Below are 26233 nucleotides of genomic sequence, written 5' to 3'. Positions count from 1 at the left end.
CAAATCCCGGCGACGGCCGATCGAGAGGTGGGTGGGGGTGGGGGTGGGGGTGGGGGTGGGGGTGGGGGTTAGTCGGGTGGGGGGAGGAGGGCTTCTGAGCCCATGGGGAGGAAGCCGGCGGCGAGGAAGGCGCGGACGCTGGCGGCGTTGCCCGGGGCCACCTGGGCCCAGACGGGTTCGGGGGCCAGGTGGCGGGCGGCGGTGGCCAGGGTGCGGCCCAGTCCTCTGCCCCGGTGTTCTGGGGCGATCTCCACGGCGGCCTCCCAGCGGCCCGCGACGCCCCGGCCCAGGACGAGGAGGCCGCCCTCGCATCCCCATGCGCGTACGCCGTCGCGGTGGCGGTGGGCTCGCGCGACCCTCGGATGGGCGCGGCTGGTGACCTCGGTCAGGGCCGCCGCCGGTGGGCCGGGGAGAGGCTGGGCTAGGAGGAGCATGTCCAGGCCGTCCACGCGGCGGCCGGTCTTGCGTTCCAGGGCCCGGAGGAAGGGCGGGTTCAGCGGCGCCGACAGGTCGCCTTCCGGCAGGCGGGCGCGCAGCCAGATGGGGTGGAGGTCGGCGAAGACCACGGTGTGGGCGGTGAAGGCGATGATGCCCAGGTCTCGGGTGGTGGGTTGCGGGAGGAGGTCCACGGCTCCGTCGGGAGCGGGCAGGTGTCCGGCCGCCACGCCGTCAAGGAGGTCCTTCAGCGTCTCCACCCCGACATTTCACCAGAAATATCCCCACTTGCCGCATTACGAGTCGGTCCCGATTCACGGGTTTCGACGTGGTTCCGATTCACGGGTTTCCGCGCGGCCCCCGATTCAAGCCCCGGTTCAAGCTCCGGTTCAAGCTCCGGTTCACGGGTTTCCATGCGGCCCCGGTGTGCGGTTTCCGCGCGGGTGGTGAGCGGGCGCCGTTACGGCGGTGCGTTTGTCCGACTGCCGGGCGACCTTGCACGGAGGCGCGCCCATGGCGGCGGGGGGCGTGGGGGCGGCTTGCCGTAACGGATGGGCGTGAGACCTGACGCGCACAAGCAACAGACCGGTGTGAGACCGGACGCGACAGACACGCACAAGCAAGAACCGGCTTGAGACCAGACGTGACAGGCATGCACAAGCAACAGACCGGCGTGAAGCCAGACGCGACCAACACGCAGAGGGGTGGCCTGCCGTGAAGGACCGACGTGAAGCGAGGCGCGGCAGACGGCGGCCGCGACGGACGGGCGCGGCGCGATGCGGTAGAGACGCACCGGGCAGCGTGACGCAACAGCGGGGATGGAGGCAGGGCGTCGGCGGGGCTGGCACCGCGCGGGAGCTTCATCGCATGACGGGAGGGAGTGGACGGGAGGTTTGGCTCACAGGTGATGGAAGCGGACGAACGCGGGTGGTGGGGGAAAGAGGGCGGGGAAGAGTGGAGAAATGCGCAACTAAGAGCGATCGAGTGATTACTGTTGGTGACATGTCAGAGGTGCGTGCGGTCGCTCTGCGGGGCGACCTGTTTGGTCAGCGGATCCGCGAGCAGTGGACCGAGCAGCTGGGGCGGCGGCTCGACATTCTCATCGCCGGGTGCGCGCGTGACGAGCCGCTCCTTCTGGAGCGGATGGAGACCAGGGTCACCGGGGTCGACGAGGAGCTGCCGGCTGTGCGGGCGGTCGTCGAGGCGCGGCAGGATCTGGCGTCGTGGGCGCTGGGTGACATGCGGTCGGTGCCGATGCCGCCGCGGTCGTTCGACGTGATCCAGCTGACGTTCCTGCTGGAGCGGATCCAGCATGCCGAGCTGGTTCTCGACCGCATGCTGCAGGCTCTGCGGCCGGGCGGGCTGGTGCTGCTCAGGATGCGCGATCGGCGTTCCGCCTATGGGTGGTGCGACCGGGCCGTCCCGTCGTGGCTGCGCTCGCTGCTCTGGAAGCGGCTGGTCGCCGAGGGCACTCCGGGGCCGCTGCCGGCCGTGTACGAGCCGATCACCTCGCGCGACGGCATGCACGCCTTCTGCCTCACCCGCGGCCTGATGATCACCGACGACCAGACGGCGACCACCGGCCCCGCCATGGGGCGGATCGGGAGTGCGGCCGTCGCGCTCGTGGACAAGCTCACGCGCGGCCGCCTCCCGTCCTCTCACGACGAGGTGACGATGGTCATCCGCAAACCCCAGAACCACTTCGCCCGGCTCATCTAGGCGTCAGCGCCCAGACCCAGGCGCCCTCCTTGACGCTGTTCTGGTATCCGCTGAGCTGCCGCTTCTCCGTGCCGTCCACGCCGATCAGCATCAGCGCCGCGTCGAACTCGTTGTCGCACTCGCGCGCGCACCTCAGCGCGATGACGCTCTCGTCGTCGGCCCATGCCTGGAGTTGCAACGCCTGCTGCCTGCCGACCACGCGGCCGGTCGCCTTCTCGGTGATCGAGGTGGGCATGCCGGCGTCGCCGAGCAGCAGGGCGCCGTTGGGCGACAACGGCGTGACGCCCGCGCTGGAATAGGCCTCCTGAGGCGCCTCGTGCGCACGTCCGTCCAGGGTGAAGTAGGCACGTCTCGGCTCGCCCCCGCGGCCCTCCCAGACCAGCTTGCCGTCCTGGCTCCAGTTGAAGTCCTGCGAGCCGGTGGGGAGGATGTTCTCGTCGATGGGCATGGGGCGGAACTCCACCTTCTTCGTCGGCACGTCCACGACGTAGAAGCCGGTGCGGGTCGTCGGCTCGATCGATGTGGTGGTGGGGTCCTTCCGCTTCCAGCGCAGGGGGTACTCGGTGTAGGCGGTGGCCAGCAGTTTCGTGCCGTCGGGTGACCATTGCAGGCTCATGATGTCCTGGTCCAGCTCGATCCAGGTCAGGAACTGCCCGGTGTTCATGTCGAGGATGCCGATCCTGCGCCCCATCACCTCGCCTTCGAGCACGGCTGCCACCTGCAGGCCCGGCGCCACGTCCAGCCACGCGTAGGGCGTCTTCTCGTAGGTGCCGGTCCGGGGGTTCAGCAGCCACCAGGTGTGGCGGCGGCGCTCCCACCGGCCGCCCAGTTTCTCCGTCGAGTACACGAAATATGAGGAGATCGCGTAGTTCCCCGCCGCGATCATGTTCTTGGGCGGGACGTTTTCCACGTCCGCCCGCACGTCCGTCGGCGCCGGTGACGGCCGGGCGGGCAGCGTCACCTCGGTCGCGGGCCTGATCACGATGTCCTTCTCCCTCGGCACGATCATCGCCGCCACGGCCAGCGCCACCGCCACGCCCACCGCCAGCGCGCCATAGACCCAGGGTCGCCGGGCACGCCTCCGTAGCGCCCGGTCGGCCAGGTCGTGCGGCACCTGGACCTCGTCGGCCCACTCGCCCATCACCTCGCGCAACTGCTTCGTCATCCCACTACCTCCAGCTCCGGGAAGAGCTCCCGCAACTTGGCGAGCGATCGGTGTGCGGTGCTCCGCACGGTCCCGACCGAGCAGCCCAGCACCTTGGCCACCTCGTGGTCGGGCAGGTCCTCGAAGTAGCGCAGCACCACGACCGTCCGCTGCCGCGGGGTCAGCGTGGCCAGCGCGCCGCGTAAGACCATGCGTAGTTCGCTCTGGTGGGTGGCGTCCGCGTCCGGCAGCTCTGGCACCGCCGGGCGCACCACCTCCGGCCGCCGCCCGGCCGCCCGCCACCAGCTCACCTGCTGGCGGTACATGACCTGGCGTACATATGCCTCGGGCGTGCTCACCCGCCGCCATTTCCCCGCGAGTTTCGACAGCGCGATCTGCACCAGGTCCTCGGCCGCGTGCTGGTCGCCGCCGGTCAGCAGGAACGCCAGCCGCATCAGGGCGGGAGACCGCGCCGCGACGAACTCGCGGAAGGCTGGTTCGTCCACGTTCACCTCCAATGGGTCACCCCTAAGACGCCGCATGCACCGTCCCGCTATGCCTGCCGCACGCTAGAGTTCCTTCCTACCGATTCACTTGGGATGGAATACGTGGAGTTCACCCCAGACGAGCGCGAACTCGCCGATCTCGAACTTCTCCTGTCAGGGGCGTTCGAGCCGCTCAAGGGCTTCCTTGGGCACGACGATCTGCACTCCGTCGAGGAGCGCGGCACCCTGGCCGACGGCACGCCCTGGCCGGCGCCGGTGACGCTCCACCTGCCCGACCAGGCCGGACCCGGCGACGAGGTCACCCTGCTCGATCCGGAAGGTCTGCCGCTGGCCGTGGTCACCGTGACCGGGCAGGGCGCCACCGGGCCGCTCAGGAGCCTCAACCCGCCGGAGCACGGGCCGTTCGCGCGGCTGCGCCGTACCCCTGAGCGGGTCCGCGCCGAGCTGGGCGGGCGCGAGACGCTCGCGGTCACGATGCGCGGCCCCCTCGACGACCTCGGCGAGGTCGTCGCCACCGCCAAGGAGCTCGGCGCGCGCATCCTCCTTCTTCCTCTCGCGTACGGCGAAGCCGGCCCGGCCGTCGTGCGAGCCGCGCTCAAGGCCAAGAACCAGCTCCCCGAGGACACCCTCGTCGTCCCCGTGCCCCTGGCGCCGCGCGAGGAACCCGAGCTCGACCTCGAACTCCGCGAGCACGTCGCCACCGCCTACGGCGCCACCGAGCACCTGGCAGGCCCGGAGCCCGTGAAGATCCCCGGGCCGCCGCACCGGCGCGGGCTCGTGGTGTTCTTCACCGGTCTGTCGGGTTCCGGCAAGTCCACGATCGCCCGCGGGCTGCGCGACGCGCTGCTCGAAGAGGGCGGCAGGACGATCACCTACCTCGACGGGGACGTGGTGCGGCACCTGCTGTCGAAGGGGCTGACGTTCTCCAAGGAGGATCGCGACCTCAACATCCGGCGCATCGGCTTCGTCGCCGCCGAGACGGCGCGGCACGGCGGCCTGGCCATCTGCGCCCCGATCGCCCCCTACGCACGGACCCGGGACGAGGTGCGGGCCATGGTGGAGGGGGTCGGGGCGGACTTCCTGCTGGTCCACGTGGCCACGCCGCTGGAGGAGTGCGAGCGGCGCGACCGCAAGGGCCTGTATGCCAAGGCCCGCTCCGGCGCCATCCCGTCGTTCACCGGCGTCTCCGATCCGTACGAGGAGCCCGACGACGCCGACCTCACGATCGACACCACGCACCTCTCGATCGAGGCGGCGGTGTCGCGGGTGCTGGACACGCTGCGCGCCGGGCGCTGGATCCGCTGACGTTTCAGGGGCGCGGAACCTTGGTGGAGCGGAAGTAGGGGTCGCGGGCCAGGTCGGTGAAGGCGCGGCGGCCCTCCGCGGTGGTGTCGAAACGTGTGTCGCCGCGCGGCGCCTTCGGGGAGTCGAAGTAGACCAGCGCCCTGATCTGCGGAAAGTGCTTGATCTGGGTGCGGACCGACTCGTAGAAGGCACGCTTGAAGGCGCGGTCGCTCCAGCGCTCGAAGACGCCCCATTCGGCGACCATGATCGGCTTGCCGGGGAAGCGCCACTGCATCCAGCGGTAGAAGCCCGGCCAGCCGGGGTAGTCCTTGCGGGTCTTGTTGACCAGTCCGGCCAGGTCGCGCACGTTGGCGTCGGCGTAGGGGTCCATGGCGACCCAGTCGACGACGTCGTCACCCGGATAGAGGCTCTGGAACCAGGACTTGGCCGCCCAGTTGGGCGCGCCCATGTAGGTCATGACGGTGACGGCGTTCTTCACGCCCTTCTCCCGCAGCCGGAGCACCACGTGCCGAAACATCGCGGCGTAGTCGGCCGCCTGCATGCCGGAGCCCGCCGACGGCACGACGTCGTTTTCCGGTTCGTGGTGGATCGTGAGGAAGAAGCGCTCCGGGAACGTGTCGCGGACGTGCTCCGCCAGCCGGTCGATCCGGCGGTCGAGCGCGCCGTCGGCGATCTCGGCCCACGTCTGCTCGAACGACGGCTTCCAGTTGATGAGCAGCATGCGCGGTTTGAGCGGGTCTCGGGCGAGAGCGATCTCCTTGTCCGTGGGAAACAGCTCGCTCCCCCGGTGGTAGACGTGCACGATGTCGGCGGTCGCGCCCATCCGCTCCTCGGCTTTTTGTACGGCCCTGCCGACCGGCAGCCCGGTGAAAATTTCGGGCGCCATGCCCCACCAGGCGCCGCATGACGGGATGAGCTTGGCCGTGACCGCGCAGGCGGGCGACCGGTCGATGCCCAGCCTTCCGTTGACCCGCTCGGCGTCGCCCGGGCCAGGATCACGCACGCCCTCGGCGCCGCTGCAGGCCGCGACCGGCAGGAGAACGCCGATAAGCAGCACCCTCATGCCGATTTTTCGGCTTTTAACCAGAATTCCCCGTTGAAACACGTCGACCCCTTTGTCCTTCCTCCCGGGACCCCCACCCCGGGGTAAAACAACGTTGCAACTTTGCCACGGCCGGGCGACACTTTCAGCCAGTGCCACCTTCCCGGTTTTCCACGGCCGGGGTGGTTCGACGCGCGAGAAATCGCAGGTACACTCGGGGAACCGAGCTTGCCGAGAGCGCCGATCAGTCACCGCGGAATCGACTCCGCCGCCAATTCCTTTCGCCCGATTTTGAGTGGCATTTCCCTATTATCGTGGGACATTTCCAGGCGGATGGCGGAGCCGTACCGGAGAAAATCTTCCGTATTCAAACGGGGCAATATCCGCGCGCCCTATAGTGACGCAGAGTCGCCGATCGGAAGCACGGGGTAAACACTTCCATGAGCCCGCCGCCGGCCGTCCAGGCCCGTAGCTCCGGCACGGACCTGGCGGAGCACCTGTCGCTGCTCCGCAGGCGCAAGCTGCTCTTCGCCGGCTGTCTGCTGGCCGCGGTCGCCGCCGCGCTCGGCCTCTGGAGGCTCGTCCCGCCCGCCTACACCGCGACCACCGAGGTGCTGGTCGCCCCGGTCGGCGTCCAGGAGCAGACCAACCAGGTCACCAGCCGCCAGCGCGAGGCGCTCAACCTCGACACCGAGGCGCAGATCGCGCAGTCGGCCGTCGTGGCGGCCATGACGGCGACCGCGCTCAAGATCCCGGCGGCCGAGCCGGCCGAGGTGAGCGTGCCGCCCAACTCCTCCGTGCTGGCGATCGCGGTCACCGCGGCGGACCCGGAGACGGCCGCGGCGCAGTCGCGGGCCTACGCGCAGGCGTATCTGGCCCATCGCACCGAATCCGCGCAGACCGCGCTCGCCGCCCAGCAGAAGGCGCTCCTGGCCAAGCTCAAACAGGTCAACACCGCCCTCGGCGACACCGCCGAGCAGGTGGCCAAGCTGCGCAGGGGCACCGCGGGCCACGCCGTCGCCACCCACCGGCAGAGCGTGCTCAACCGGCAGGCACTCAGCCTGACGATGAAGTACGACGGCCTGAAGACGCTCGCCCTCACGCCCGGCACGGTGATCAGCGAGGCGGCGATGCCGACCGCGCCCAGCGCGCCCAGCCTGCCGCTCTATCTCGGCGCGGGCCTCATGCTCGGCCTGCTGGCCGGCTCCGCCGCCGGCTACGGCCGCGACCAGCTCGACACCCGGCTGCGCCGCGCCGCCGACGTCGAGCGGCTGACCGGCGTCGCCGTCCTGGCCGACCTGTCCGATCAGGTCAAGGTCCTGGACAAGGGCACGCTCCACGACCTGGCCTCCTCGGTGGTCGCCGCCTGTCCGGGCAAGCGACTGCTGGTCAGGGTGGTGCCGCCTGGTCCCGGCGCGCACGCCCTGGCCGCCCCGCTGGCCTCCCGCGCCCCGCTGTCGGTGCTCAACGGCGACGACGTGAGCGACCTGGCCAAGGCCGACGCGGCGATCCTCCTGATCACGTTGCGCAAGGCGGTGGCCGCGGACGTCGCGGCAGCCGTACGCCATCTGAGCAGGCACGACGTGCCGATCATCGGCGCGGTGACCTGCACGGGCGACCTGCCGGCGCCGCCGGAGAAGTCCAGGGCGCTGCCCAAGCTGTCGCAGACCCTCGACAAGCTCGTCGTTCCCGCGCCCGTGCCGGAACCCGAGACCACCCCCATGCCCGCCATCACCGACACTCCCGGCAAAAGGCCGTGAAGGATCCGGCGTGGCCGATCGCCGCGCTTCTCGTCGGCTACCCCGTGTGGTGGGCCCTGGGCTTCGGCGGGCTGTCGGTCGTGGTGATGGCGGTGCCGATGGCGCTCATCCTGTGGCGGCGCCGGCCCATCAGGCTGCCGCGCGGCGCTGGGCTGTGGGTGCTGTTGCTGGCCGGCTATCTGGTCAGCGGGCTGGCGCTGGCCGAGGCGCCGCCCGGCACCTACGGCGGCCTCGGGCCGGGGCGGCTGATCGGCTACGGCATGCGGTTCGCGCTCTACGCCTCCCTGTTCGTCGTCGTCCTCTACCTGGGCAACCTCACGAAACAGGAGCTGTCGCAGCTGCGGCTGGTGCGGATGCTGGGCGTGCTGTTCGTCTGGACGGTGGCCGGCGGGCTGCTCGGCGTCCTGTTCCCGAAGTTCTCCTACACCTCGCCGGTCGAGCTCGTGCTGCCCGACTGGATCGCCGGCAACTCCTTCGTGCAAAACCTCATCCACCCCACCGCCGCCCAGACGCAGAAGGTGCTCGGCTACGGCCTGCCCCGCCCCGAGGCCCCCTTCGAATGGGCCAACGCCTGGGGCAGCAACCTGTCGATCCTGCTGGTCTGGTTCGTGGTCGGCTGGTGGGTGTACGGCGGGCGGCGCCGCAAGGCCGCCGCCGTGGTGCTGATCTCCCTGGCCGCCGTCCCCGTTGTTTACTCGCTCAACCGCGGCCTGTGGATCGGCCTCGGCCTGGCCGCCCTCTACCTCGTGCTCCGGGTCGGCGGCCGGACGAGGCTCACCGTCTGCGCCATCGCCACCACCGCGGCGCTGGTCTTCGCGCTCAGCCCGCTGGCCGCGCTGGTCATCCAGCGCCTGGACAACCCGCACTCCAACGACATCCGGGCGTTCACCGTCTCGGCGACGATCGAGGCCGCCGCCCACTCCCCCGTGATCGGCTTCGGCAACACCCGCAACGCCACCGGCAACCACCGCACGATCACCACCGGCAAGACCGACTGGTGCACCGGCTGCGGCCATCCGCCGCTGGGCAGCGACGGGCAGCTCTGGCTGCTGCTCATCACCCAGGGCGTCACCGGCGCCGTCCTCTACGTGGCCTTCTTCGCCGGCGCGGTGCGCCGTCACTGGCGCGACCGCAGCCCCGTCGGGCTGGCCGGGGTGCTGGTGATGCTGCTCGTGCTGCTCTACATGTTCGTCTACGACGGCCTGGTCACGCCGCTCAGCCTCTACCTCATCTCCTTCGCCCTCCTGTGGAGGAACACGACATGAACGACGCGAAGATCCGGCTGCGCTATCTCGGCCAGACCGTCAGGGTGCTGTTTCCCGGTCACGGGTCGCCTCAGCCGTACAGTCTGCTGCCGCACGCGCTGCTGCCCCGGCGGCTGGCGCCGCGCCGGTGGTGGCACGCCGCACTCGGGCCCAGGGTGATGGTTCCGGTCGAGGGGTCGATCTCGGCGTACCTGGGCGACGTCTTCGGCGTCCGCGTCGAGACCGTCCTGCACGTACGGCCGGCCAGACGCGCCAACCGCAAGCCGATCCTGGAGGCGCACACCAAGTCCGGGCTGATCGCCTTCGTCAAGATCGGCGACACCCCGCGCGCCCAGGAACTGATCGCCAACGAGGCCCGCGCGCTCCAGCGGCTGGCCGACCTGCCGCTGAAGACGGTCCAGCCGCCGACCGTCCTCCACCACGCCCTCTGGCGCGACCTTTCGGTGCTGGCGCTGTCTCCGCTGCCGGTCACCGGCCGGGGCCGGGTGCCGGCGACGTTGCTGGGCCGGGCGGTCAAGGAAATCGCCGCCACCGGTGGCACCGAGCACGCCTGGCACGGCGACCTCTCCCCGTGGAACATCTGCCCGTCGGCCGACGGCCGCCTGCTGGTCTGGGACTGGGAGCGGTACGAAACCGGCGTGCCCTATGGTTTCGACGCCCTTCACCACCTGTTCCAGCGCGCGCTGCGCAGGATGGACGCGCCCACCGCCGCCCGTGCCTGCCTGGCCCAGGCCGTGGGCGTGCTGGCGCCGCTCGGGCTGAGCTCCGCCGTCGCCCGGCAGACCGCCCTGTTCTACCTGATCGCGCTGGCCGACCGGCACGCCGCCGACGGCCACGAGCCGCTCGGCTCGCCGAGCACCTGGCTCAACCCGCTCGTCGACTCCCAGGAGCTGCTCACATGAACGCGATGAAGCAATCGGTGCTGGCCGTCTCGCGGACCACGGGCAGATTCACCTCGGCCGGGCGGATCCTGCCGTCGTTCCTGATCGTCGGCGCGCAGCGGTGCGGCACCACCTCGCTCTACCGCGCGCTGGCGCAGCATCCGCTGCTGCTCAAGCCGGTGCTGCACAAGGGCGTGCACTACTTCGACGTCGACTACGCGCGCGGCATGCCCTGGTACCAGGGCCACTTCCCGCTGAAGGTGGGCGCGGCGCTGCTGGCGCGTAAGCACGGGCACCGGCCGCTGGCGTTCGAGTCGTCGCCGTACTACCTGTTCCATCCGCTGGCCGGTGAGCGCATCGCCCGTGACCTGCCGGAGGTGAAGCTGATCGTGCTCGTGCGCGACCCCGTGGAGCGGGCCTGCTCGGCCCACGCGCACGAGCTGGCCCGCGGCTTCGAGACCGAGTCGCACTTCGAGTACGCGGTGGAGCTGGAGGACAAGCGGCTGGCCGGCGCCGAGGAGCTGCTCCGCAGCCGGCCGGAGGCGGTCCACCACTCCCACCGCCACCACGCCTACCTGGCCCGCGGCCGCTACGCCGAGCAGCTCGACCGGCTGGAGCCGCTGTTCGGACAGGATCGCATCCTGGTGATCGACAGCCACCGGTTCTTCCGCACGCCCGAGCGGATCTATGACCGGGTGCTGGAGTTCCTGGAAGTCCCGCGCCTGGGCGATCCGGTCTTCGAGCGGCACAACGGGCGACCGCTGCCCAAGCCGGTCGCGGAGTCGCTGCGGCAGACGTTGCGCGACCACTTCGAGGTCTACGACCAGCAGCTCGTGCGATGGCTGGGCGGTGATCCGTCATGGCGCCAGTGACCGGGGTACGGCGGGCGTCGCTGCGCCAGGTCGCCAGGGGCGGCGTGGCCGGGCTCACCGGGGCGGCCGCCGGGGCGGTGGCGCAGTTCGTGCTCGTGGTGCTGGTGACCAGGGCCTTCGAGGTGTCGGTGGCCGGGTCGTTCTTCACCGCGGTGGCGCTGGCGCTGATGGTGGCCGGGGTGGCCAAGCTGGACGCTGGCAACGGGCTGATCTTCTTCATCGCGCGGGCGAAGACCTTTGATTATCGGGGCATTTCCGGATATGTCAGGGCGGCGTTGGTGCCGGGGGTGGTGCTGGCTTCGGTCGCGGGGGTCGTTCTCTATCCACAGCTGGGGATAGTCGCGCTGGTCCTGCCCGTCATGGTGGCCGCGGACATCCTGCTGGCGGCCACGCGCGGGTTCGGCGTGATGCGGCCGACCGTGCTGTACGACGGCATCCTGCTCCCGGTGGCCCAGCTCGTCCTCGTGGCGGTTGCCTGTCTGGCGTGGACACGCGGATGGTGGCCCGCCGGCTCGCCGGAGAGTTGGGCAGCTGGCTCGCCGGAGGGCTGGACGGGGAGCTCATCAGGGGGCTCGGCGGGGACCTCGCAGGAGGGTTCGGCAGGTGGCTCGCCCGAGGGTTCGGCAGGAGGCTGGGCTGGGGGCTCGCCGGAGGGGTTGTTGCTGGCGGCCTGGGCGGCGCCGTACCCGGTGGTGCTGGCGCTGGCGGTCTTCAGCCTGCGCGGGCGGCTGCCACGCACCCCCTACCTGCCCGGCACCGGGCACGACCTGTGGCGCTACACCGCGCCGAGGTCGGCGGCCGGAGCCATCCAGGCGATCTTCCAGCGGCTCGACATCGTGATCGTCGCGATGCTGGCCGGGCCCGCCCCTGCCGCCGTCTACACCGCCGCCACCCGGTTCAAGGTCATCGGCCAGCTCGCCAACCAGGGCCTCGCCCAGGCCGCACAACCCCGGCTCATCCAGGCACTCGCCCGCGGCGACCTGGTACGCGCCCGCGAGCTCTACCAGGCCACGACCATGTGGCTGGTGCTGCTGACCTGGCCCGTCTGGCTCGGTTATGCGGCCATCGCGCCTTGGCTGCTGCGGATCTTCGGCCAGGAATACGGCGCGGCCGTACCCGTGGCGCTGATCCTGTCCGCGACGATGATGCTGGCCACCGCGTGCGGCATGGTCGACGTGGTGCTCACCGCCGCCGGACACACCACCTCAAGCCTCCTCAACCTGATCGCCGCCATCGCCTGCACGCTCGCGCTCGACCTGGCGCTGATCCCGTCACACGGGGCCGTCGGCGCGGTGCTCGGCTGGTCCGGCGGCGTGATCGTCAAAAACCTGCTCCCGCTCTGGCAACTCCACCGCCGCTACGGCCTCCACCCCTTCGGCCGCCACAGCCTCACCGCCCTCCGCCCCCAAACCTGGTCCACCCCATGACCCCAACCCTGCTCCCCCACACCCCCGAACCAAGACCCAATCCCGCTTCCCCCGCACCCAGGAACCCAGGCCACCGCATGAGCCCAACCCTGCACCCCCGAACCCAGGCCACCACATGAGCCCGACCTTGGATCCCCCGCGCCACTGGACCATGACCCTGGGTTCCCCACGCCACCACCAGATGAGCTCGCCCCTGGATCCCCCGCGCCGCCGGCCCATGACCCTGGGTTCCCCACGCCACCACCAGATGAGCTCGCCCCTGGATCCCCCGCGCCGCCGGCCCATGACCCTGGGTTCCCCGCGCCGCCGAACCATGAGCCCGATCCTGGTTTTCCCGCGCCCCCGAACCTGGGCCACAGCATGACCCCGATTCTGGTTACCGGGCTGCCTCGTAGCGGGACGAGTTGGGTGGGCAAGATGCTGGCGGTCGGCGGGGAGCTTGTCTATGTCAACGAGCCGCTCAACCCGCAGCACCCGCCCGGCCGCTGCCCCGGTGTGCTGCGCGCCAGCGTCACCCACCGGTTCCAGTACATCTGCGATGACAACGCCGCCGACTGGCTGCCCGCCTTCCGGGACACCGTTCGTCTGCGCTACCGGTTCCTGGCCGAGCTGCGCGCGAACCGCTCGCCGTACGACCTGGCCAGAATGATCCGGTACGGCGCCGCCTTCACCCACGGCCGCCTGACCGGCAGGCGAGCGCTGCTGGACGACCCGTTCGCCGTGCTGTCGGCCGGCTGGTTCGCCAGGACGCTCGGCTGCCGGGTCATCGCGCTCGTCCGCGACCCGGTGGCGTTCGCGGCCAGTTGGCGGCGGCTCGGCTGGACCGTCTACTTCCACGAACTGCTCGAACAGCCGCTCCTGGTCCGCGACCACCCCGAGGTGGAGGAACTACGCCCCCTGATCGGCTCCGAGGACCACCTGGCCAAGGCGGCAGCCCTGTGGCGGGTCACGAGGGCAGTCCTCGACAAGACCCCGGAAATACTCCAGGTCTCCTACGACAAACTGGCCGCCGACCCCGTGAACGGCTTCCGCGCCCTGTACTCCTACACCAACCTGACCTGGACCCCGACCGCCGAAAACCGCATCACCCGAGCCTGCCTCACCGAGGGCACCGCCGAGCGAGGCTTCGCCTGGACCGGCCTGTCCAGGACCGCCTACCGCCCCATGAACTCCCGGCAAGCCCTCCACACCGCCACCCGCGGCCTCACCTCCGAGGAGATGAGCCGCGTCCGCCAGCTCACCTCGCGCGGCGCCTGATGTAGTGCACCAGGCATCCACCCAGCAACCGGGCGGCGAACGGCAGGTCGTCCACCAGATACCGCTTCGCCAGCCGTCCCGGCTCGCTCGTCAGCCGGTAGAGCCACTCCAGGCCCAGGCTCTGCATCCAGTCCGGCGCACGGTGGACCGTTCCGGCCGCGAACGCGATCGCCGACCCGCAGCCCACGAACCACGCGCCAGGCAGTTCCGGCCGCAGTTCCTCGATCAGCAGGTCCTGCTTGGGAAAGCCCAGCCCCACGAACACCAGCTTCGGCCCGGCCGCCACCACCCGCGCCCGCACCCCGGCCCGCCCCTGAGCGGTCCCGTCAAAGTCGAACGGCGGCGCATCGTACCCACAGACGTTCAACCGAGGATGGCAACTACTGAGCTCCTCACCCGCCTGCCGCGCCACCCCGGGCGGCCCGCCCAGCAGGTAGATCGAGAACCCCTTCCGCGCCGCCATCTTGCTGAGCGACCAGATCAGATCCGCCCCGGTCACCCGCTCAGGCAACGCCACCCCGATCAGCCGCGACGCCCACACCAGCGGCATCCCATCGGCCACCACAACCTCGGCCTCCCGCACCAGCCGCCGCAGCGCCTCATCTTTGGCGACAGTCCGGCAGATGTCCACATTCGGGGTGATGATGTGCCCACCCCGCCCGGCCGCCAACTCGGCCGCCACCCGTTCCACGACCTGCCGCTCGGTCAGCGGATCAACCGCCACCCCACCCACGACCACCCGCCCGGCCCGGTCGGCCGTGGACGGTGCGCAAACATGCCTCTCCCTCTCGTACGGCCGCGCGCTGTCGCTCCCCTTGACCCGCCGGAGCACCTCCAACGCCCCAACCGGCATCTCCTGCCCACCCCGGCCCATGCTCGGAACCGCATGCGGACTCCCCCGATGCCGACCACCACCCGAACCCACGTCTCTGCCCCGAGCGGTGTCACCCCCAAGGGCGGCATCACGCCCGCGGGACACGTCACCCGTGCCACCCCCGCCTGCCACGTCACCCGGCTGAGCCTTGCCATCCGCCGGGGCGCCCGTCTCCGGGGCTGTGGGCGGGACGCCAGTGGGCCGCTGGGGGTCGGCCTGGGCCGTGGGCGAGTCGTCAGTGGGGCGCAGGGGGTCGCCCTGGGCTGTAGGAGGGTTGCTGGTGGGGCGCAGGGGGTCGCCCTGAGCTGTAGGAGGGTTGCTGGCGGGGCGCAGGGGGTCGCCCTGAGCTGTAGGAGGGTTGCTGGTGGGGCGCAGGGGGTCGCCCTGAGCTGTAGGAGGGTTGCTGGTGGGGCGCAGGGGGTCGCCCTGGGCTGTAGGAGGGTTGCTGGCGGGGCGCAGGGGGTCGGCCTGGGGTGCGGGCGGCGGGTGTTCGGTGCGCTGGCGCGGAAGGACGGGATAGTGCACCGGACGATCGGTGTCCGAGGTGGCGCCCGGACGCAGGTCTGCGGGACCGGGGCCGGGGAGAGCGGTGGGCAGCCCAGGGAGGCCCGAGGAAGCAGAAGGCGCCTCTACGGGACCGCAGCCGGCGAAGGTGGCCTGTGTGCGATCCGGCGAAGCAGGGCGAACGTCCACGAGATCGAGGTCCGAGGATGCGAGGTGCGGCTCCGGAGAACCGGGGGTTGGAGAAGCCAGGGGTGGCTCCGGAGAGCTGGAGGTTGAGGAAGTAGGGGACGGCTTCGGAGGGGCGGGGGTCAGGGATGCGAGGCGTGGCTCCGACGAGCCGGCGATTGGGGAAGTGGGGGGTGGCTCCGGGGGACCGGGGTCCGGGGAGGTGGGGTGGGTTAGGTCTCGGGTGGTCAAATGCCGTGCCCCCGATGGTGCAGCAGGGTGAGGACCGCCGAGGCCGGGATCAGCCCGGCGGCCACGGCGAGCGCGATCGGTGCGCGTGGCTCGCCGATCCGGGCGGCGAAGGTGCGCAGCGCCCAGCGTCCAGCCTCCCGGCGCCGCCCCAGTGCGGCGTTGTGGAAGGCGAGTTGACCGTAGATCCGCGCCGCGCCGCGCGGATCCACGGCCAGTTCGGGGTGCCGGGCGAGCATCCATTCCAGCCCGGCGATGCGGTCGGCCCAGCGGGCGACGTAGTGGGAGGCGCCCCAGGCGACCCGGACGAGCGGCCGGTCGACGTGGACGATCGGCTGCCGTTTGGCGGCGCGCAGGGCGAGGTCCCAGTCTTCGTTCTGGCCGCCGGGGGCGCTCTCGTCGGCCCACAGCGCCCCGCGCCGGAACAGGAACGTCGAGCTGTGCACCATCACCATCCGCGACCGGATCAGGTCGGCCTTGGTGACGCGGTCGGTTCCGGCGAGCCTGGGTACGCGGCGGGAGCCGTACGCGATCTCGATGGCGCAGGAGGCGAACTCGGCCCCCGGCTCCAACCGGCGCACCTGGGCGGCGAGTTTGCCCGGCAGCCACATGTCGTCGTCGTCGCAGAAGGCGATCAGGTCGGTGTCGCAGGCGGCGATGCCGGTGTTGCGGGCGCCGGGCAGGCCGGGGCTGAGCCGGTTGGGCAGCACGCGGACCCGGTGGTGGCCGGCCGTGGCGTCGCGGGGCGCGATCACGTCGGCGACCTGTTCGGCCACCTTCTCCGGTGACACCCCGTCGACCACGATGACCAGGTCGATAGTCCCGGGGTACGCCTGGTCGAGCGCCGCCTTGGTCGCCGCGCGCAACTGCTCGGGCCGGTTGCCCCGGGTGGGGATCACCACACCGATGGACGCACTCACGCCGCCTCCTCCCCGCCCCGCATCGGGACGCCGCCTTTTGGATCGCCACTTGACCCTGCGCCTCCGGGGCGGTAGCCGTACCGGCGCATGAGGGGTCTGGTCAGGGCGGCGACCAGGTGGCGGGGCATGCTGGTGTGCCACGAGTCGTCCCTGGTCAGCCTGACCGGGCCGACGGTGAACCGCATCGGGTTGCCCGACGCCGTGTGGGCCGGGCCCAGGGTCGCGAGCGAGCCGTCCAGGTGCGGGAAGGCGGGGTCGAGCCCGAGGCGCACGGCCAGGGTGGTGAGGGTCGCGCGCGGGTCGGCGAGCAGGTCTTCGTATCGGACCCGGGTGACCGGCACGCCGCGCCGCGACAGCAGGTCGAGCGCGAGGTTCTGGGCGGTCCAGTGAAGCGAGGTGCGGATCGGGCCCCAGCGGGTCATGGGCCGCCCGTCCTCGGGACGTTCGACGCTGCGCCGCCAGGAGTGGGCCACGGCTCGCGGGTCGCGCACCACATGGACGACGTGCACATTCACGCCCCCGGCGGCCAGGCACCACGCCAGCGAGGCGTGCTTGCTGGAGTCGATCACCAGACGCGCCCCGGTCAGTGCGGCCGCGGCCGTGTAGACGCGGCGATAGGCACGCACGTATTCGTCAAGGTCGCGATGCGCCATGCGCGGAATGCGCCGGGTCCGGTCGACGCGCCCGCGCAGCCCCAGAACCCGCTCGGCCAGCATCGGCGACCATCCGCCGAACGCCCGCTCCCCCACCCGCTGCCAGAAGGCGCACGCGGCGAACTCCAGACCGCACCCGCACGGCTCCCCCGCCAGCACACCCCTGGCCCACAGATGGACCACCTCGCCCAGCGCGGTCACGCCCGGCGACTCGCCGAGCAACCGCTCCAGCAGCGTGGTGCCACTGCGGCCAAGGCCGCCCAGGAAGATCACCCCGGGGGCGGGCGAACGGTCAGTCACGGACAGGGACCTAACCTCGTGAATACGGAACGTGGAGACAGTAGCGCGGAGTAATCGCGCAGTCACCGAAAGCCCAAATGATCTACCTGGCGTTCGAAGTCGCCGAGTAGTCCCCCACGGTGGTTAGCTGTGCGGCGTGGGATCCGCGACATTAGTACCCCAAACACGCACGATGGAGCTTTCCGCCGATCATGCGTGGACCACCCTGCGCGAGTACGGCATGCGCCGCCTGGCCCATGACTCGTTCGTCCGATTCCGGTACGGCGACGGCATGAGCCACTCCAGGGCCCTGGCGTTCCAGATGTGCCTGTCGATCATCCCGGGCGCCATCGCCCTGGTCGGCCTCAGCTCCGTCACCCACCAGGAACAACTCGGCCAGGTGCTCCAGCTCTCCCTCAGCCGCCTCGCGCCGGGCGAAGGGGGCGCCTCGGTCATCGACGTGCTCGGCGGCGGCTCGCGGCGCGACGCGCTGGCCCTGTGGCTGGGCCTGGCCACCTCGCTGGTCTCGCTGACGTCCACGATGGCGCAGGTCGAGCGCGGCGCCAACCGCATCTACGGCATGGAGCGCGACAGACCCTTCCCCCGCAAGTACGGCAGAGCCGTCATCCTGGCCCTGACCGCCGGCGCCCTCATGGTGACCGGCTTCGTGGCCATGGTCGGCGGCGCGGCCATCGGTGGCGCACTGGCACAGGTGTGGGACTGGACCGACGGGCAACACCTGGCGTTCGACGTGGTGCGCTGGCCGGTGGGTTTCCTGCTGGCCCTGGTGTCCACGTCGGTGCTGTTCAGGGCGGCGCCCAGGCGGCGGCAGCCCGGCCACACATGGCTGGCTTTCGGGGCCCTGGTGACGTTGGTGTTGTGGACCTCGTTCACGCTCGCCCTAGCCCTCTACACGGACAGGAGCGGCACCTTCGGCAGCACCTACGGCCCGCTGACCACGGTGATGGCGCTGCTGTTGTGGGCGTTCCTGAGCTCGATCGCGCTGTTCCTGGGGCTGGCGTTCGCGGCACAGTTGGAGGCGGCACGGGCCGGGGAGCCCGGCCCCGCCCTGCCGGACGTGGGGCCGAGCGCCCTGGAGGAACGCGAGCCTCTGGTCGGCGCGGTGGGGGCGGCCGGCATCGCCGCCCTCCGCACCGCGTACGGCCTGCTCAGACGCCGGCGGAGATGACCATCCCGGCGCCCACGGTGGTGTTGGTGGTCTCGTCGACCAGGATGAAGCCGCCGGTCGCCCGGTTGCGCGAGTAGTCGTCCACGAACAGCGGCTGCGTCACCCGCAGCGACACCCGCCCGATCTCGTTGAGGCCGAGCCCGGTCGCGGTCTCGTCGCGGTGGAGCGTGTTGACGTCGAGCCGGTAGTGCAGGTCGCGCACCATCGCCCGCGCGGTGCGGGTGGTGTGCTTGATGACCAGCTTGGAGCGGGGCGCGAGCTTGGTGGCGTCGGTCATCCAGCAGACCATCGCCTCCAGCTCCTGCGCGGCGCTCGGCTGGTTGTTGGGCCGGCAGATCATGTCGCCGCGCGAGATGTCGATCTCGTCTTCCAGTCGCAGCGTCACCGACATGGGCGGGAACGCCTCCTCGACGGGCCCGTCGTAGGTGTCGATGGAGGCGATCCTGCTGGTCAGGCCGGAGGGCAGGTGGAGCACCTCGTCGCCCGGCTTCAGCACGCCGCCGGCCACCTGGCCCGCGTAGCCGCGGTAGTCGTGGTACTCGGTCTTGTGCGGCCGGATGACGTACTGGACCGGGAAGCGCACGTCGACGAGGTTGCGGTCGGAGGCGATGTGCACGTTCTCCAGGTGGTGGAGAAGCGAGCTGCCGTGATACCAGGGCATGGTCTCCGAGCGGGACACGACGTTGTCGCCGTGGAGGGCGGAGATCGGGATGAAGGTCAGGTCGGTCACGTTGAGCTTGGAGGCGAAGGAGGTGAACTCCTCGCGGATCTCCTCGAAGCGCTCCTCCGAGTAGTCGACCAGGTCCATCTTGTTGACCGCGAGCACGAGGTGCGGCACCCGCAGCAGCGTGGTCAGGAACGCGTGGCGGCGCGACTGCTCCAGCACGCCCTTGCGGGCGTCGATGAGGATGATGGCCAGGTCGGCGGTGGAGGCGCCGGTGACCATGTTCCGGGTGTATTGGATGTGGCCCGGGGTGTCGGCGATGATGAACTTGCGCCGCGGCGTCGCGAAGTAGCGATAGGCGACGTCGATCGTGATGCCCTGCTCACGCTCGGCTCGCAGGCCGTCGGTGAGCAGCGACAGGTCGGTGTATTCGGTGCCGCGGTCGCGCGAGGTGCGCTCGACCGCTTCCAACTGGTCCTCGAAGATCGCTTTCGAGTCGAAGAGCAGGCGCCCGATGAGGGTGGACTTTCCGTCGTCGACGGAGCCGGCGGTGGCGAAACGAAGAATGTCCATCTTAGAAGTAGCCCTCGCGCTTGCGGTCTTCCATTGCGGCTTCTGAGGCGCGGTCGTCGGCCCTGGTGGCGCCCCGCTCGGTGATGCGGGTGGCCGCGATCTCCTCGATGATCTCCTCGACCGTGGCGGCGGCCGACTGGACGGCGCCGGTGCAGGTCATGTCGCCGACGGTGCGGTAGCGCACGACGGCCTCGAACAGCGGCTCGTCGTCGCCGCGCGACACGACCGGCGCGTCGGGCAGCAGCATGCCGTCACGCTCGAACACCTTGCGGGTGTGGGCGTAGTAGATCGACGGGATCTCGATGCCCTCGCGGCGGATGTAGTCCCAGATGTCGAGCTCGGTCCAGTTGGACAGCGGGAAGACCCGGATGTGCTCGCCCTTGCGGATGCGGGAGTTGTAGAGGTTCCACAGCTCGGGGCGCTGGTTCTTCGGGTCCCACTGGCCGAAGTCGTCGCGGAAGGAGAAGACGCGCTCCTTGGCCCTGGCCTTCTCCTCGTCGCGGCGGGCGCCGCCGAAGACCGCGTCGAACTCGTGCTCCTCGATCGCGTCGAGCAGCGTCGTGGTCTGCAGGCGGTTGCGCGAGGCGCGCCGCCCGGTCTCCTCGGTGACCCGGCCGGCGTCGATCGACTCCTGCACGCTGGCGATGACCAGGCGGGCGCCGAGTTCGGCGGCCCTGCGGTCGCGGAAGTCGATGACCTCCCCGAAGTTGTGCCCGGTGTCGACGTGCATCAGCGGGAAGGGCAGGGGCGCGGGCCAGAAGGCCTTCTCGGCGATGCGGAGCATGACGATCGAGTCTTTGCCGCCGGAGAAGAGCAAACAGGGACGCTCGAACTCGGCGGCCACTTCACGCATGATGTGAATGGCCTCGGCCTCGAGAACGTCTAGCTGCGACGTGGTGTAGTCGCGCTGGAGCATGGGGCTTCCTCCGGCGTGGTTTCAGCGGTGCAGGTCCCGAATTCCGGCGAGCAACGTTGGCGCCAGCTCAGGTAGGGAAACAAGGATATCCGGTAGTGAGGGGTCGGCCTGGTTGTAGGTCAGCTCCGAGCCGTCGATCCGGCTGGCGTGGGCGCCCGCGGCCTGGGCGACGGCGACCGGCGCCGCGGAGTCCCATTCATACTGTCCGCCTGCGTGAACGTAGGCCTCGACGTCTCCGGTGAGCACCGCGGAGATCTTCGCTCCGGCCGATCCGATCGGCACCAGGTCGGCCCCGACGAGATAGGCAAGTCTTTGCACGAACTCCGGCGGCCTGGTGCGGCTGACGGCGATCCTGAACCTGCCCTTGTCATAGGCGGGCAGCTTCGGCGGCTCTCCGGTGGTGAGCGTGCGCCCCTGCGCGGGCAGCGCCACCGCGCCGGCGGCGAGCGTGCCGCGCTCCCACAGCGCCACGTGCACGGCCCAGTCGGCGCGGCCCTCCTCGGCGAACTCGCGGGTGCCGTCGAGCGGGTCGACGATCCACACCCGCTCGGCACGCTGCCTGCGCGGGTCCTCCCGCTCCTCGCGGGTGGCCTCCTCCGACAGCATGCTGTCGGACGGCCGCAGCCGTGCCAGCGCCTCCATCAGATAGAGGTGGGCGCCCCGGTCACCGGCTTTGCGCAGCGCCGGCGGCTCGCCGAACCCTTCGCGTTCGCGGATCTCCAGCAGCCGCCGTCCCGCCTCGTCGGCGAGATCGGAGGCGAGGGCGTGGTCGTCGCGAATCGTCATCAATAAGCTCCTTGCCCGCGGGCGACGGCCGACCAAGTCTTCCACAGGATCTGGAGGTCCAGCATGAGGGACCAGTTCTCAACGTAACGCAGGTCGAGGCGGACGGATTCCTCCCACGACAGATCAGATCTGCCGCTCACCTGCCAGAGCCCCGTCAGCCCCGGGCGCACCAGCAACCGCCGCCGGACGTCGTCGCCATAGCGCTCGACCTCCTCGGGCAGCGGCGGGCGGGGGCCGACGAGCGACATGTGCCCGCACACGACGTTGATCAGCTGGGGCAGTTCGTCGAGCGAGTGCCGCCGCATCAGCGCGCCCAGCGAGGTCACCCGCGGGTCGTTGCGCACCTTGAACAGCACCCCGTCGGCGTCGCTGACGAGGGTGAGCTTCTGGTGCTCGGCGCCCTGCCGCATGGTGCGGAACTTCACGATCGTGAACAGCCTGCCGTCGCGGCCGACGCGCGTCTGCCTGAACAGCGCGGGTCCCGGACTACTCGCCCGTACGGCGACCGCCAGCCCCACCAGCAACGGCGCCAGCGCCACCAGCAGCGAGGCGGCCACGAGCCGGTCGAACACGTTCTTCACCAGTTGCCTCGCCCCTGCCAGCTCCGGATGCTCCACGTGCAGCAACGCCAGCCCGGCCGCCGGGCGGATGGTGGTGCGCGGCCCGGCGACCTCCATGAGGGCGGGCGCGACGACCAACTCGGTGTGGGTGCGCTCCAGCCGCCAGGCCAGCCGCCGCAGGGCCACGCCGTCCATCTCCGGGCAGGCCAGCACGGCGACGGAGTCGGCCCCCGACTGCTCCACCACCAGCGGCGCGTCACTGAAACCGCCCGCCACCGGCACCCCCGCCACGTCGTCGCCCGGTTCGTCCTCGGGCAGGCAGGCGGCCACCACCTCCATGCCGTGGTAGCGCTCGCGCCGGAACCGCTCGACGAGCTCGGCGATCGAGGCGCGGTGCCCGACGGCGACCACGCGGCGCATGCACTCGCCGCGGGCCCTGCGCCGGTGCAGGGCGCGGCGCAAGCAGTACCTGAAGACGAGGGTGAGCAGGGTGGTGAGGGGCAGGGCGAGCACGACGTAGCCGCGCGCGACGTCGGTCTTGGTGAGGTAGGCGACGATGGCGGTGGCGGCGGTCAGCGCGAGGCCGCAGCGCACGACGCGCTGGAACTCCTCTGGGCCGACGCCGAACATGCGCGGCTCGTAGGCACGGTTGAGCGCGTTGGCGCAGACCCAGGCCAGCGGCAGGGCCGCGCTCAGCAGCAGGTACGGCGCGGCGTAGGGGGTCAGCTCGCCGAACCGGGCGAAGAAGGCCAGCGCCGCGCCCGCGCCGGCGCCGCCCAGATCGGCCACCAGCGCCCGCACCCGGTAGGCGCGGACCCAGCCGGGCACGCCGGGAGCGGTCTGCCAGACGAGCTCAGGATGCGCACGGACGACGGCCATCAGCACCTCGCCCTTGCTCACGCCGCGCCTCCCCGTGACCGACCGTCAACAGATGGTCACCAGATAGTAGCGGCGGGCAACGTCAGCCGGATCGCGAACGGCCTTACGTGGTGATCAGCGTGGAGGGCCGGAAATGTTGAGGTCTGACCGGTGGAACTCGTTCTGGGTGACTTCGAGGCCGCGTTCCATGAGCGACTCCACCACGTCGGCGGCGCGGTCGACGAGGAAGGCGAGGTCCTTGCGCTCGGCGGTGGCGAAGTCCTTGAGGACATACGCGGCCGGGTCCATGCGGCCGGGCGGGCGGCCGATGCCGAAGCGGACCCGCAGGTAGTCGCGGGTGCCGAAGACCTTGGTGATGGACTTGAGCCCGTTGTGGCCGTTGTCGCCGCCGCCCAGCTTGGCGCGCAGCGCACCATAAGGGACGTCCAGCTCGTCGTGCACGACGATCATCCGCTCGGGGGCGACCTTGTAGAAGTCGGCCAGGAGTTTGGCGGGGCCGCCGGAGAGGTTCATGTAGGTGAGGGGCTTGGCCAGGATCGCCGGTCGCGTCTCCAGGACGGCGGAGCGGCTCTTGTGGGCCTTGAACTTGCCCCCCGCGCGGGCGGCCAGCTCGTCGAGCACCATGAATCCGGCGTTGTGCCGGTTTCCCGCGTATTCGTCGCCGGGATTGCCCAGCCCGACGATCAGCCAGCGGTCCAATGCGACTCCTTGTTCACGTGGCGGCCTGCCGTAACTCTACGAGAACACCACGACGGGGCGGCCGGATGATCCCGGCCGCCCCGTGCGGTGAACGTGGGTGTTACTCGGCGCTGTCACCCTCGGCGGCCTCGGTGGTGGCCGCGGTCTCGCCCTCGGCGGCCTCGTCCTCGTCGGCGGACTCGGTCGGCTTGGCGATGACCTGGAGGACGACGGTCTCCGGGTCGGCGGCCAGCGAGGAGCCCTGCGGCACGACCAGGTCGGCGGCGGTGACGACGCGGCCGACCGCGAAGCCCTCGACGTCGACCTCGATGCCGGTGGGGATGTGGGTGGCCTCGGCCTCGACGCCGATGCTCATGAGCTGCTGGTCGAGGATGCCCTCGGAGTCGACGTCACCGACGGTGGTGACGGGGATCTCGACGGTGACCTTCTCGCCGCGCTTGACCAGGATCAGGTCGAGGTGCTCGACGAAGCCCTTGATCGGGTCGCGCTGGACGCCCTTGGGCAGGGCCAGCTCGTCGACGCCGTCGCCCTTGAGGTGGATCAGCACGTTGGCGGTGCGCAGGGCGAGCAGGACCTCGTGGCCGGGCAGCGTGAGGTGCTTGGGGTCGATGCCGTGACCGTAGAGGACGGCGGGCACCTTGTCGGCGCGGCGGATCTTGCGGGCGGCGCCCTTGCCGAACTCGGTGCGAGCCTCAGCGGCGATACGTACTTCAGACACGACATCTCCTAGGGATGCACGTTGGCGGAGTTTCTCTGCGCTCCCCCTGACCCGCCCTAGCGGGAGGCGTTACGAGCACGACCCTCACAGCCTACCCGCATCGGGGCCCCGCATCAGCCGCCTGCCGCCGCGCCAGACGCCCAGGATGTCGAGTGTGCGGTCGATGTCGGCCGTCGGGTCGCCGTCGACCAGGAGCAGGTCGGCGCGGAGTCCCGGCGCGATCCGGCCCCTGTCGGCGAGGCCGAAGCAGCGGGCGGGCGCCGCGGTGGCGGCGGTCAGGGCCTGGCCTGGGGTCATCCCGGCGGCCACGAGGCGGCGCAGTTCGTCGTGGAGTGTGACTCCGTGGGCGGTTCCGACGTTGGAGGCGTCCGAGCCCGCCAGCACGGTGACACCGGCGTCGAGCAGTTCCGGCAGGGTGCGGGTGGCCACGGTGACGTCGTGCCGCGCGCCCTCGCCGAGCGGGACGGATCCCCACGTGAGCATCCGCCGCGCCCCTTCGCCCAGGTGCGGCGCGACCCGGGGGTCCGCGGCGAGCTTCCCGCCGCGCGACTCGCCGAACAGCTCTCGCAGTACGGCCAGCGTGGGGATGACCACGGTCCCCCGATCGGCCAGCTCATCGGCGAGCTCGGGGTCCGGGACGTCCACGAACAGGTGCCCGAGCACGTCGGCCCCGGCCTGGGCGGCCAGCCGGGCGGAGCCGGCGTTCAGCGCGTGGACGACGGCGAGGACGCCGTGCTCGTGCGCGGCGGCGACCAGCGCGTGCAGGGTCTCGCCGGTCAGCGTCGGAGTCGGCATGCCCGCGGTCGAGCCGTCGTCGAGCATGATCTTGAGGTAGTCGGATCCCTCGGCGATCCTCGCGGCGACGAAGGCCGCCGCCTGATCGGGGTCGGTGAGCGTGGGGAAGGGCGCCAGGAGCCCCATCTCGACGAGATACCACCCGTAGCCGCCGGGGACTGTGGCCGCGGTGCCGGCGGTGCGCAGATCAGCGCCGTCGGGGGCGCCGCGGAGCTTCGTGATCGCCACGGGGTCGGCCATCATGTCGAGCACGGTCGTGACCCCGAACGCGGCGGCCTGCTCCAGGTCGCCGGGGAAGACGTGGGCGTGCGCGTCGATCAGGCCGGGCAGCAGCGCCGCGCCGCGTCCCTCGACGACCGTCGCCCCTGGCGCCCCGACCGGCCCGATCGCGGTGATCAGGCCGTCGTCCACGGTGACGTGCGTGGGCGGGAGCAGCTTCTCCCCGTCGAACACCTTGACGTCGCGGAACTGCAGCATCACCGTCTCCTTTACATACATGTCGACACGTATCATTAGAGCGAGCATACATGCCGACACGTATGAGAATCTGGGCGTCATGCGCAGAACCGCCGAGGAGGCTGCGGAAACCCGCCGATCCCTGCTGGTCGCGGCCCTGGCGGAGTTCGCCGAACGCGGCTTCGCGACGGCGACCCTGAACAGCATCGCCGCCCGTGCGGGACTCACCCGCGGCGCGCTCTACCACCACTTCACCGACAAGGCCACGCTCTGCCTGGCGGCGATCAACGAGCTGTGGGCCGAGGCGGCCACACCCGTCTGGAGCAGGCTCGACGGCCCGGAACCACCCGTCGAGCGGGTCGGCGGCTTCCTCGTGGCGTTCTTCACCGCACTGGAGGAGGACACGACGTTCCGCCAGGTCTACGCGCTGTCGATGCGCAGCGCCGAGGGCGTGCCCGAACTGGAGAAGGGCCTGCACGACAAGCAGGTCGTCATGGAGGGCTGGCGGCGGCAGCTTTCCGGGCTGCTGAGCACCGCCGAGCTACGGCCCGGCGTCAGCCCGGACACCGCGGCGCTGGCGATCATCAACGCGGCCAACGGCACCGCGGCCACCTGGCTGGCCTGCCCCACGCTGTTCTCGCCCGCAGGGGAGGCACGGGCACTCGCCGACGCGATCATTCATGGCATGAGCAACTGAGGTTGACTAAGACGAAATTAGTCAACTACGGTTGCTTGTGTTCC

24 protein-coding genes are annotated in these 26233 nt (G+C 70.9%); 10 read left to right on the top strand and 14 right to left on the bottom strand.

The window, feature by feature from the left end:
• Positions 1-68: 68 nt before the first annotated feature.
• Positions 69-695, bottom strand: coding sequence for a GNAT family N-acetyltransferase (locus HNR40_RS56595; protein WP_184967540.1), 627 nt, complete (start codon positions 693-695; stop codon positions 69-71).
• Between the two features lie 742 nt (positions 696-1437).
• On the opposite strand from HNR40_RS56595, the gene HNR40_RS30960 reads away from it, so the two are divergent.
• Positions 1438-2154: a class I SAM-dependent methyltransferase gene (locus tag HNR40_RS30960; RefSeq protein WP_184967538.1), complete on the top strand. Its 717-nt coding sequence runs from the start codon at positions 1438-1440 to the stop codon at positions 2152-2154.
• Here HNR40_RS30960 and HNR40_RS30955 read toward each other — a convergent pair.
• Positions 2147-3319: a hypothetical protein gene (locus HNR40_RS30955; RefSeq protein ID WP_184967536.1), complete on the bottom strand. Its 1173-nt coding sequence runs from the start codon at positions 3317-3319 to the stop codon at positions 2147-2149. The two genes, HNR40_RS30960 and HNR40_RS30955, sit on opposite strands and share 8 nt — an antisense overlap.
• Entirely contained in the window at positions 3316-3804 is a 489-nt protein-coding gene (locus tag HNR40_RS30950) for a SigE family RNA polymerase sigma factor (protein ID WP_312896572.1), read from the bottom strand. Before HNR40_RS30950 ends, HNR40_RS30955 begins: the two co-directional genes overlap by 4 nt.
• Before the next feature lie 102 nt (positions 3805-3906).
• On the opposite strand from HNR40_RS30950, the gene cysC reads away from it, so the two are divergent.
• Positions 3907-5109: an adenylyl-sulfate kinase gene (gene cysC / locus HNR40_RS30945; protein ID WP_376773531.1), complete on the top strand. Its 1203-nt coding sequence runs from the start codon at positions 3907-3909 to the stop codon at positions 5107-5109.
• A 4-nt stretch (positions 5110-5113) separates the two neighbouring features.
• On the opposite strand, the gene HNR40_RS30940 is transcribed toward cysC, so the two are convergent.
• A complete protein-coding gene (locus tag HNR40_RS30940) occupies positions 5114-6172 on the bottom strand; it encodes a glycoside hydrolase family 26 protein (RefSeq protein ID WP_184967529.1) in 1059 nt (352 codons plus the stop codon).
• Between the two features lie 419 nt (positions 6173-6591).
• Here HNR40_RS30940 and HNR40_RS30935 point away from each other — a divergent pair, with 419 nt between their 5' ends.
• From HNR40_RS30935 to HNR40_RS30910, 6 genes are all read left to right on the top strand, one after another.
• Positions 6592-7911, top strand: a complete 1320-nt coding sequence (locus HNR40_RS30935; RefSeq protein WP_184967526.1) for a Wzz/FepE/Etk N-terminal domain-containing protein — start codon at positions 6592-6594, stop codon at positions 7909-7911.
• Positions 7908-9176: a hypothetical protein gene (locus HNR40_RS30930; RefSeq protein ID WP_184967524.1), complete on the top strand. Its 1269-nt coding sequence runs from the start codon at positions 7908-7910 to the stop codon at positions 9174-9176. The genes HNR40_RS30935 and HNR40_RS30930 overlap by 4 nt, the downstream gene beginning before the upstream one ends.
• Entirely contained in the window at positions 9173-10078 is a 906-nt protein-coding gene (locus tag HNR40_RS30925) for a hypothetical protein (RefSeq protein ID WP_184967522.1), read from the top strand. The genes HNR40_RS30930 and HNR40_RS30925 overlap by 4 nt, the downstream gene beginning before the upstream one ends.
• Entirely contained in the window at positions 10075-10929 is an 855-nt protein-coding gene (locus HNR40_RS30920) for a sulfotransferase family protein (protein WP_184967520.1), read from the top strand. The genes HNR40_RS30925 and HNR40_RS30920 overlap by 4 nt, the downstream gene beginning before the upstream one ends.
• The gene (locus HNR40_RS30915; RefSeq protein WP_246509667.1) at positions 10917-12356 is read left to right on the top strand and encodes a lipopolysaccharide biosynthesis protein; all 1440 of its coding nucleotides are present in this window, start codon (positions 10917-10919) and stop codon (positions 12354-12356) included. Before HNR40_RS30920 ends, HNR40_RS30915 begins: the two co-directional genes overlap by 13 nt.
• A 360-nt stretch (positions 12357-12716) precedes the next feature.
• Entirely contained in the window at positions 12717-13613 is an 897-nt protein-coding gene (locus HNR40_RS30910) for a sulfotransferase (protein WP_184967518.1), read from the top strand.
• Here the strand turns inward: HNR40_RS30910 and HNR40_RS30905 are convergent.
• The 3 genes from HNR40_RS30905 to HNR40_RS30895 form a co-directional block, all read right to left on the bottom strand.
• Entirely contained in the window at positions 13594-14337 is a 744-nt protein-coding gene (locus tag HNR40_RS30905) for a WecB/TagA/CpsF family glycosyltransferase (RefSeq protein WP_312896571.1), read from the bottom strand. The two genes, HNR40_RS30910 and HNR40_RS30905, sit on opposite strands and share 20 nt — an antisense overlap.
• A gap of 1067 nt (positions 14338-15404) precedes the next feature.
• Positions 15405-16325, bottom strand: a complete 921-nt coding sequence (locus HNR40_RS30900; protein ID WP_184967514.1) for a glycosyltransferase family 2 protein — start codon at positions 16323-16325, stop codon at positions 15405-15407.
• Entirely contained in the window at positions 16322-17278 is a 957-nt protein-coding gene (locus HNR40_RS30895) for a sulfotransferase (RefSeq protein WP_312896570.1), read from the bottom strand. Before HNR40_RS30895 ends, HNR40_RS30900 begins: the two co-directional genes overlap by 4 nt.
• A 172-nt stretch (positions 17279-17450) precedes the next feature.
• Between HNR40_RS30895 and HNR40_RS30890 the strand changes: the two genes are divergently transcribed.
• Entirely contained in the window at positions 17451-18446 is a 996-nt protein-coding gene (locus HNR40_RS30890) for a YihY/virulence factor BrkB family protein (RefSeq protein WP_221341054.1), read from the top strand.
• Here the strand turns inward: HNR40_RS30890 and cysN are convergent.
• The 7 genes from cysN to HNR40_RS30855 all read right to left on the bottom strand — a co-directional run bounded on the left by cysN (position 18427) and on the right by HNR40_RS30855 (position 25549).
• Positions 18427-19683, bottom strand: coding sequence for a sulfate adenylyltransferase subunit CysN (gene cysN, locus HNR40_RS30885; RefSeq protein WP_184967510.1), 1257 nt, complete (start codon positions 19681-19683; stop codon positions 18427-18429). The two genes, HNR40_RS30890 and cysN, sit on opposite strands and share 20 nt — an antisense overlap.
• A gap of 1 nt (position 19684) precedes the next feature.
• The gene (gene cysD, locus HNR40_RS30880) at positions 19685-20599 is read right to left on the bottom strand and encodes a sulfate adenylyltransferase subunit CysD (protein WP_184967508.1); all 915 of its coding nucleotides are present in this window, start codon (positions 20597-20599) and stop codon (positions 19685-19687) included.
• Positions 20600-20620: 21 nt separating this feature from the next.
• On the bottom strand, positions 20621-21385 hold the full coding sequence (locus HNR40_RS30875) for a 3'(2'),5'-bisphosphate nucleotidase CysQ (RefSeq protein WP_184967506.1): 765 nt from the start codon (positions 21383-21385) through the stop codon (positions 20621-20623).
• Positions 21385-22824 (bottom strand): sugar transferase, encoded by a 1440-nt coding sequence (locus HNR40_RS30870; RefSeq protein ID WP_184968100.1) that lies wholly within the window; start codon positions 22822-22824, stop codon positions 21385-21387. Before HNR40_RS30870 ends, HNR40_RS30875 begins: the two co-directional genes overlap by 1 nt.
• A gap of 114 nt (positions 22825-22938) precedes the next feature.
• Positions 22939-23523 carry an aminoacyl-tRNA hydrolase gene (gene pth, locus HNR40_RS30865; protein ID WP_184967504.1) on the bottom strand — a complete coding sequence of 195 codons (585 nt, stop codon included), beginning with the start codon at positions 23521-23523 and terminating at the stop codon, positions 22939-22941.
• Positions 23524-23623: 100 nt separating this feature from the next.
• Positions 23624-24241: a 50S ribosomal protein L25/general stress protein Ctc gene (locus HNR40_RS30860; RefSeq protein WP_184967502.1), complete on the bottom strand. Its 618-nt coding sequence runs from the start codon at positions 24239-24241 to the stop codon at positions 23624-23626.
• Between the two features lie 84 nt (positions 24242-24325).
• On the bottom strand, positions 24326-25549 hold the full coding sequence (locus tag HNR40_RS30855) for an amidohydrolase family protein (protein WP_221341053.1): 1224 nt from the start codon (positions 25547-25549) through the stop codon (positions 24326-24328).
• A gap of 43 nt (positions 25550-25592) precedes the next feature.
• On the opposite strand from HNR40_RS30855, the gene HNR40_RS30850 reads away from it, so the two are divergent.
• Positions 25593-26189 (top strand): TetR family transcriptional regulator, encoded by a 597-nt coding sequence (locus HNR40_RS30850; protein WP_184967500.1) that lies wholly within the window; start codon positions 25593-25595, stop codon positions 26187-26189.
• Positions 26190-26233: the final 44 nt, after the last annotated feature.

Origin of the sequence: Nonomuraea endophytica (assembly GCF_014203235.1) — a bacterium.
Lineage (GTDB): Bacteria > Actinomycetota > Actinomycetes > Streptosporangiales > Streptosporangiaceae > Nonomuraea > Nonomuraea endophytica.
The sequence above is the reverse complement of the archived record's forward strand: the minus strand, read 5'-3'. Positions and strand labels throughout refer to the sequence as shown.

Bases quoted from the DNA above. Each gene is read 5' to 3' on its own strand.
- HNR40_RS30960 (WP_184967538.1), top strand. From the start codon at position 1,438: ATGTCAGAGGTGCGTGCGGTCGCTCTGCGGGGCGACCTGTTTGGTCAG.
- HNR40_RS30955 (WP_184967536.1), bottom strand. From the start codon at position 3,319: ATGACGAAGCAGTTGCGCGAGGTGATGGGCGAGTGGGCCGACGAGGTC.
- HNR40_RS30940 (WP_184967529.1), bottom strand. From the start codon at position 6,172: ATGAGGGTGCTGCTTATCGGCGTTCTCCTGCCGGTCGCGGCCTGCAGC.
- HNR40_RS30935 (WP_184967526.1), top strand. From the start codon at position 6,592: ATGAGCCCGCCGCCGGCCGTCCAGGCCCGTAGCTCCGGCACGGACCTG.
- HNR40_RS30925 (WP_184967522.1), top strand. From the start codon at position 9,173: ATGAACGACGCGAAGATCCGGCTGCGCTATCTCGGCCAGACCGTCAGG.
- HNR40_RS30920 (WP_184967520.1), top strand. From the start codon at position 10,075: ATGAACGCGATGAAGCAATCGGTGCTGGCCGTCTCGCGGACCACGGGC.
- HNR40_RS30915 (WP_246509667.1), top strand. From the start codon at position 10,917: ATGGCGCCAGTGACCGGGGTACGGCGGGCGTCGCTGCGCCAGGTCGCC.
- HNR40_RS30910 (WP_184967518.1), top strand. From the start codon at position 12,717: ATGACCCCGATTCTGGTTACCGGGCTGCCTCGTAGCGGGACGAGTTGG.
- HNR40_RS30890 (WP_221341054.1), top strand. From the start codon at position 17,451: ATGGAGCTTTCCGCCGATCATGCGTGGACCACCCTGCGCGAGTACGGC.
- cysN (WP_184967510.1), bottom strand. From the start codon at position 19,683: ATGGACATTCTTCGTTTCGCCACCGCCGGCTCCGTCGACGACGGAAAG.
- cysD (WP_184967508.1), bottom strand. From the start codon at position 20,599: ATGCTCCAGCGCGACTACACCACGTCGCAGCTAGACGTTCTCGAGGCC.
- HNR40_RS30875 (WP_184967506.1), bottom strand. From the start codon at position 21,385: ATGACGATTCGCGACGACCACGCCCTCGCCTCCGATCTCGCCGACGAG.
- HNR40_RS30870 (WP_184968100.1), bottom strand. From the start codon at position 22,824: ATGGCCGTCGTCCGTGCGCATCCTGAGCTCGTCTGGCAGACCGCTCCC.
- HNR40_RS30855 (WP_221341053.1), bottom strand. From the start codon at position 25,549: ATGATACGTGTCGACATGTATGTAAAGGAGACGGTGATGCTGCAGTTC.
- HNR40_RS30850 (WP_184967500.1), top strand. From the start codon at position 25,593: ATGCGCAGAACCGCCGAGGAGGCTGCGGAAACCCGCCGATCCCTGCTG.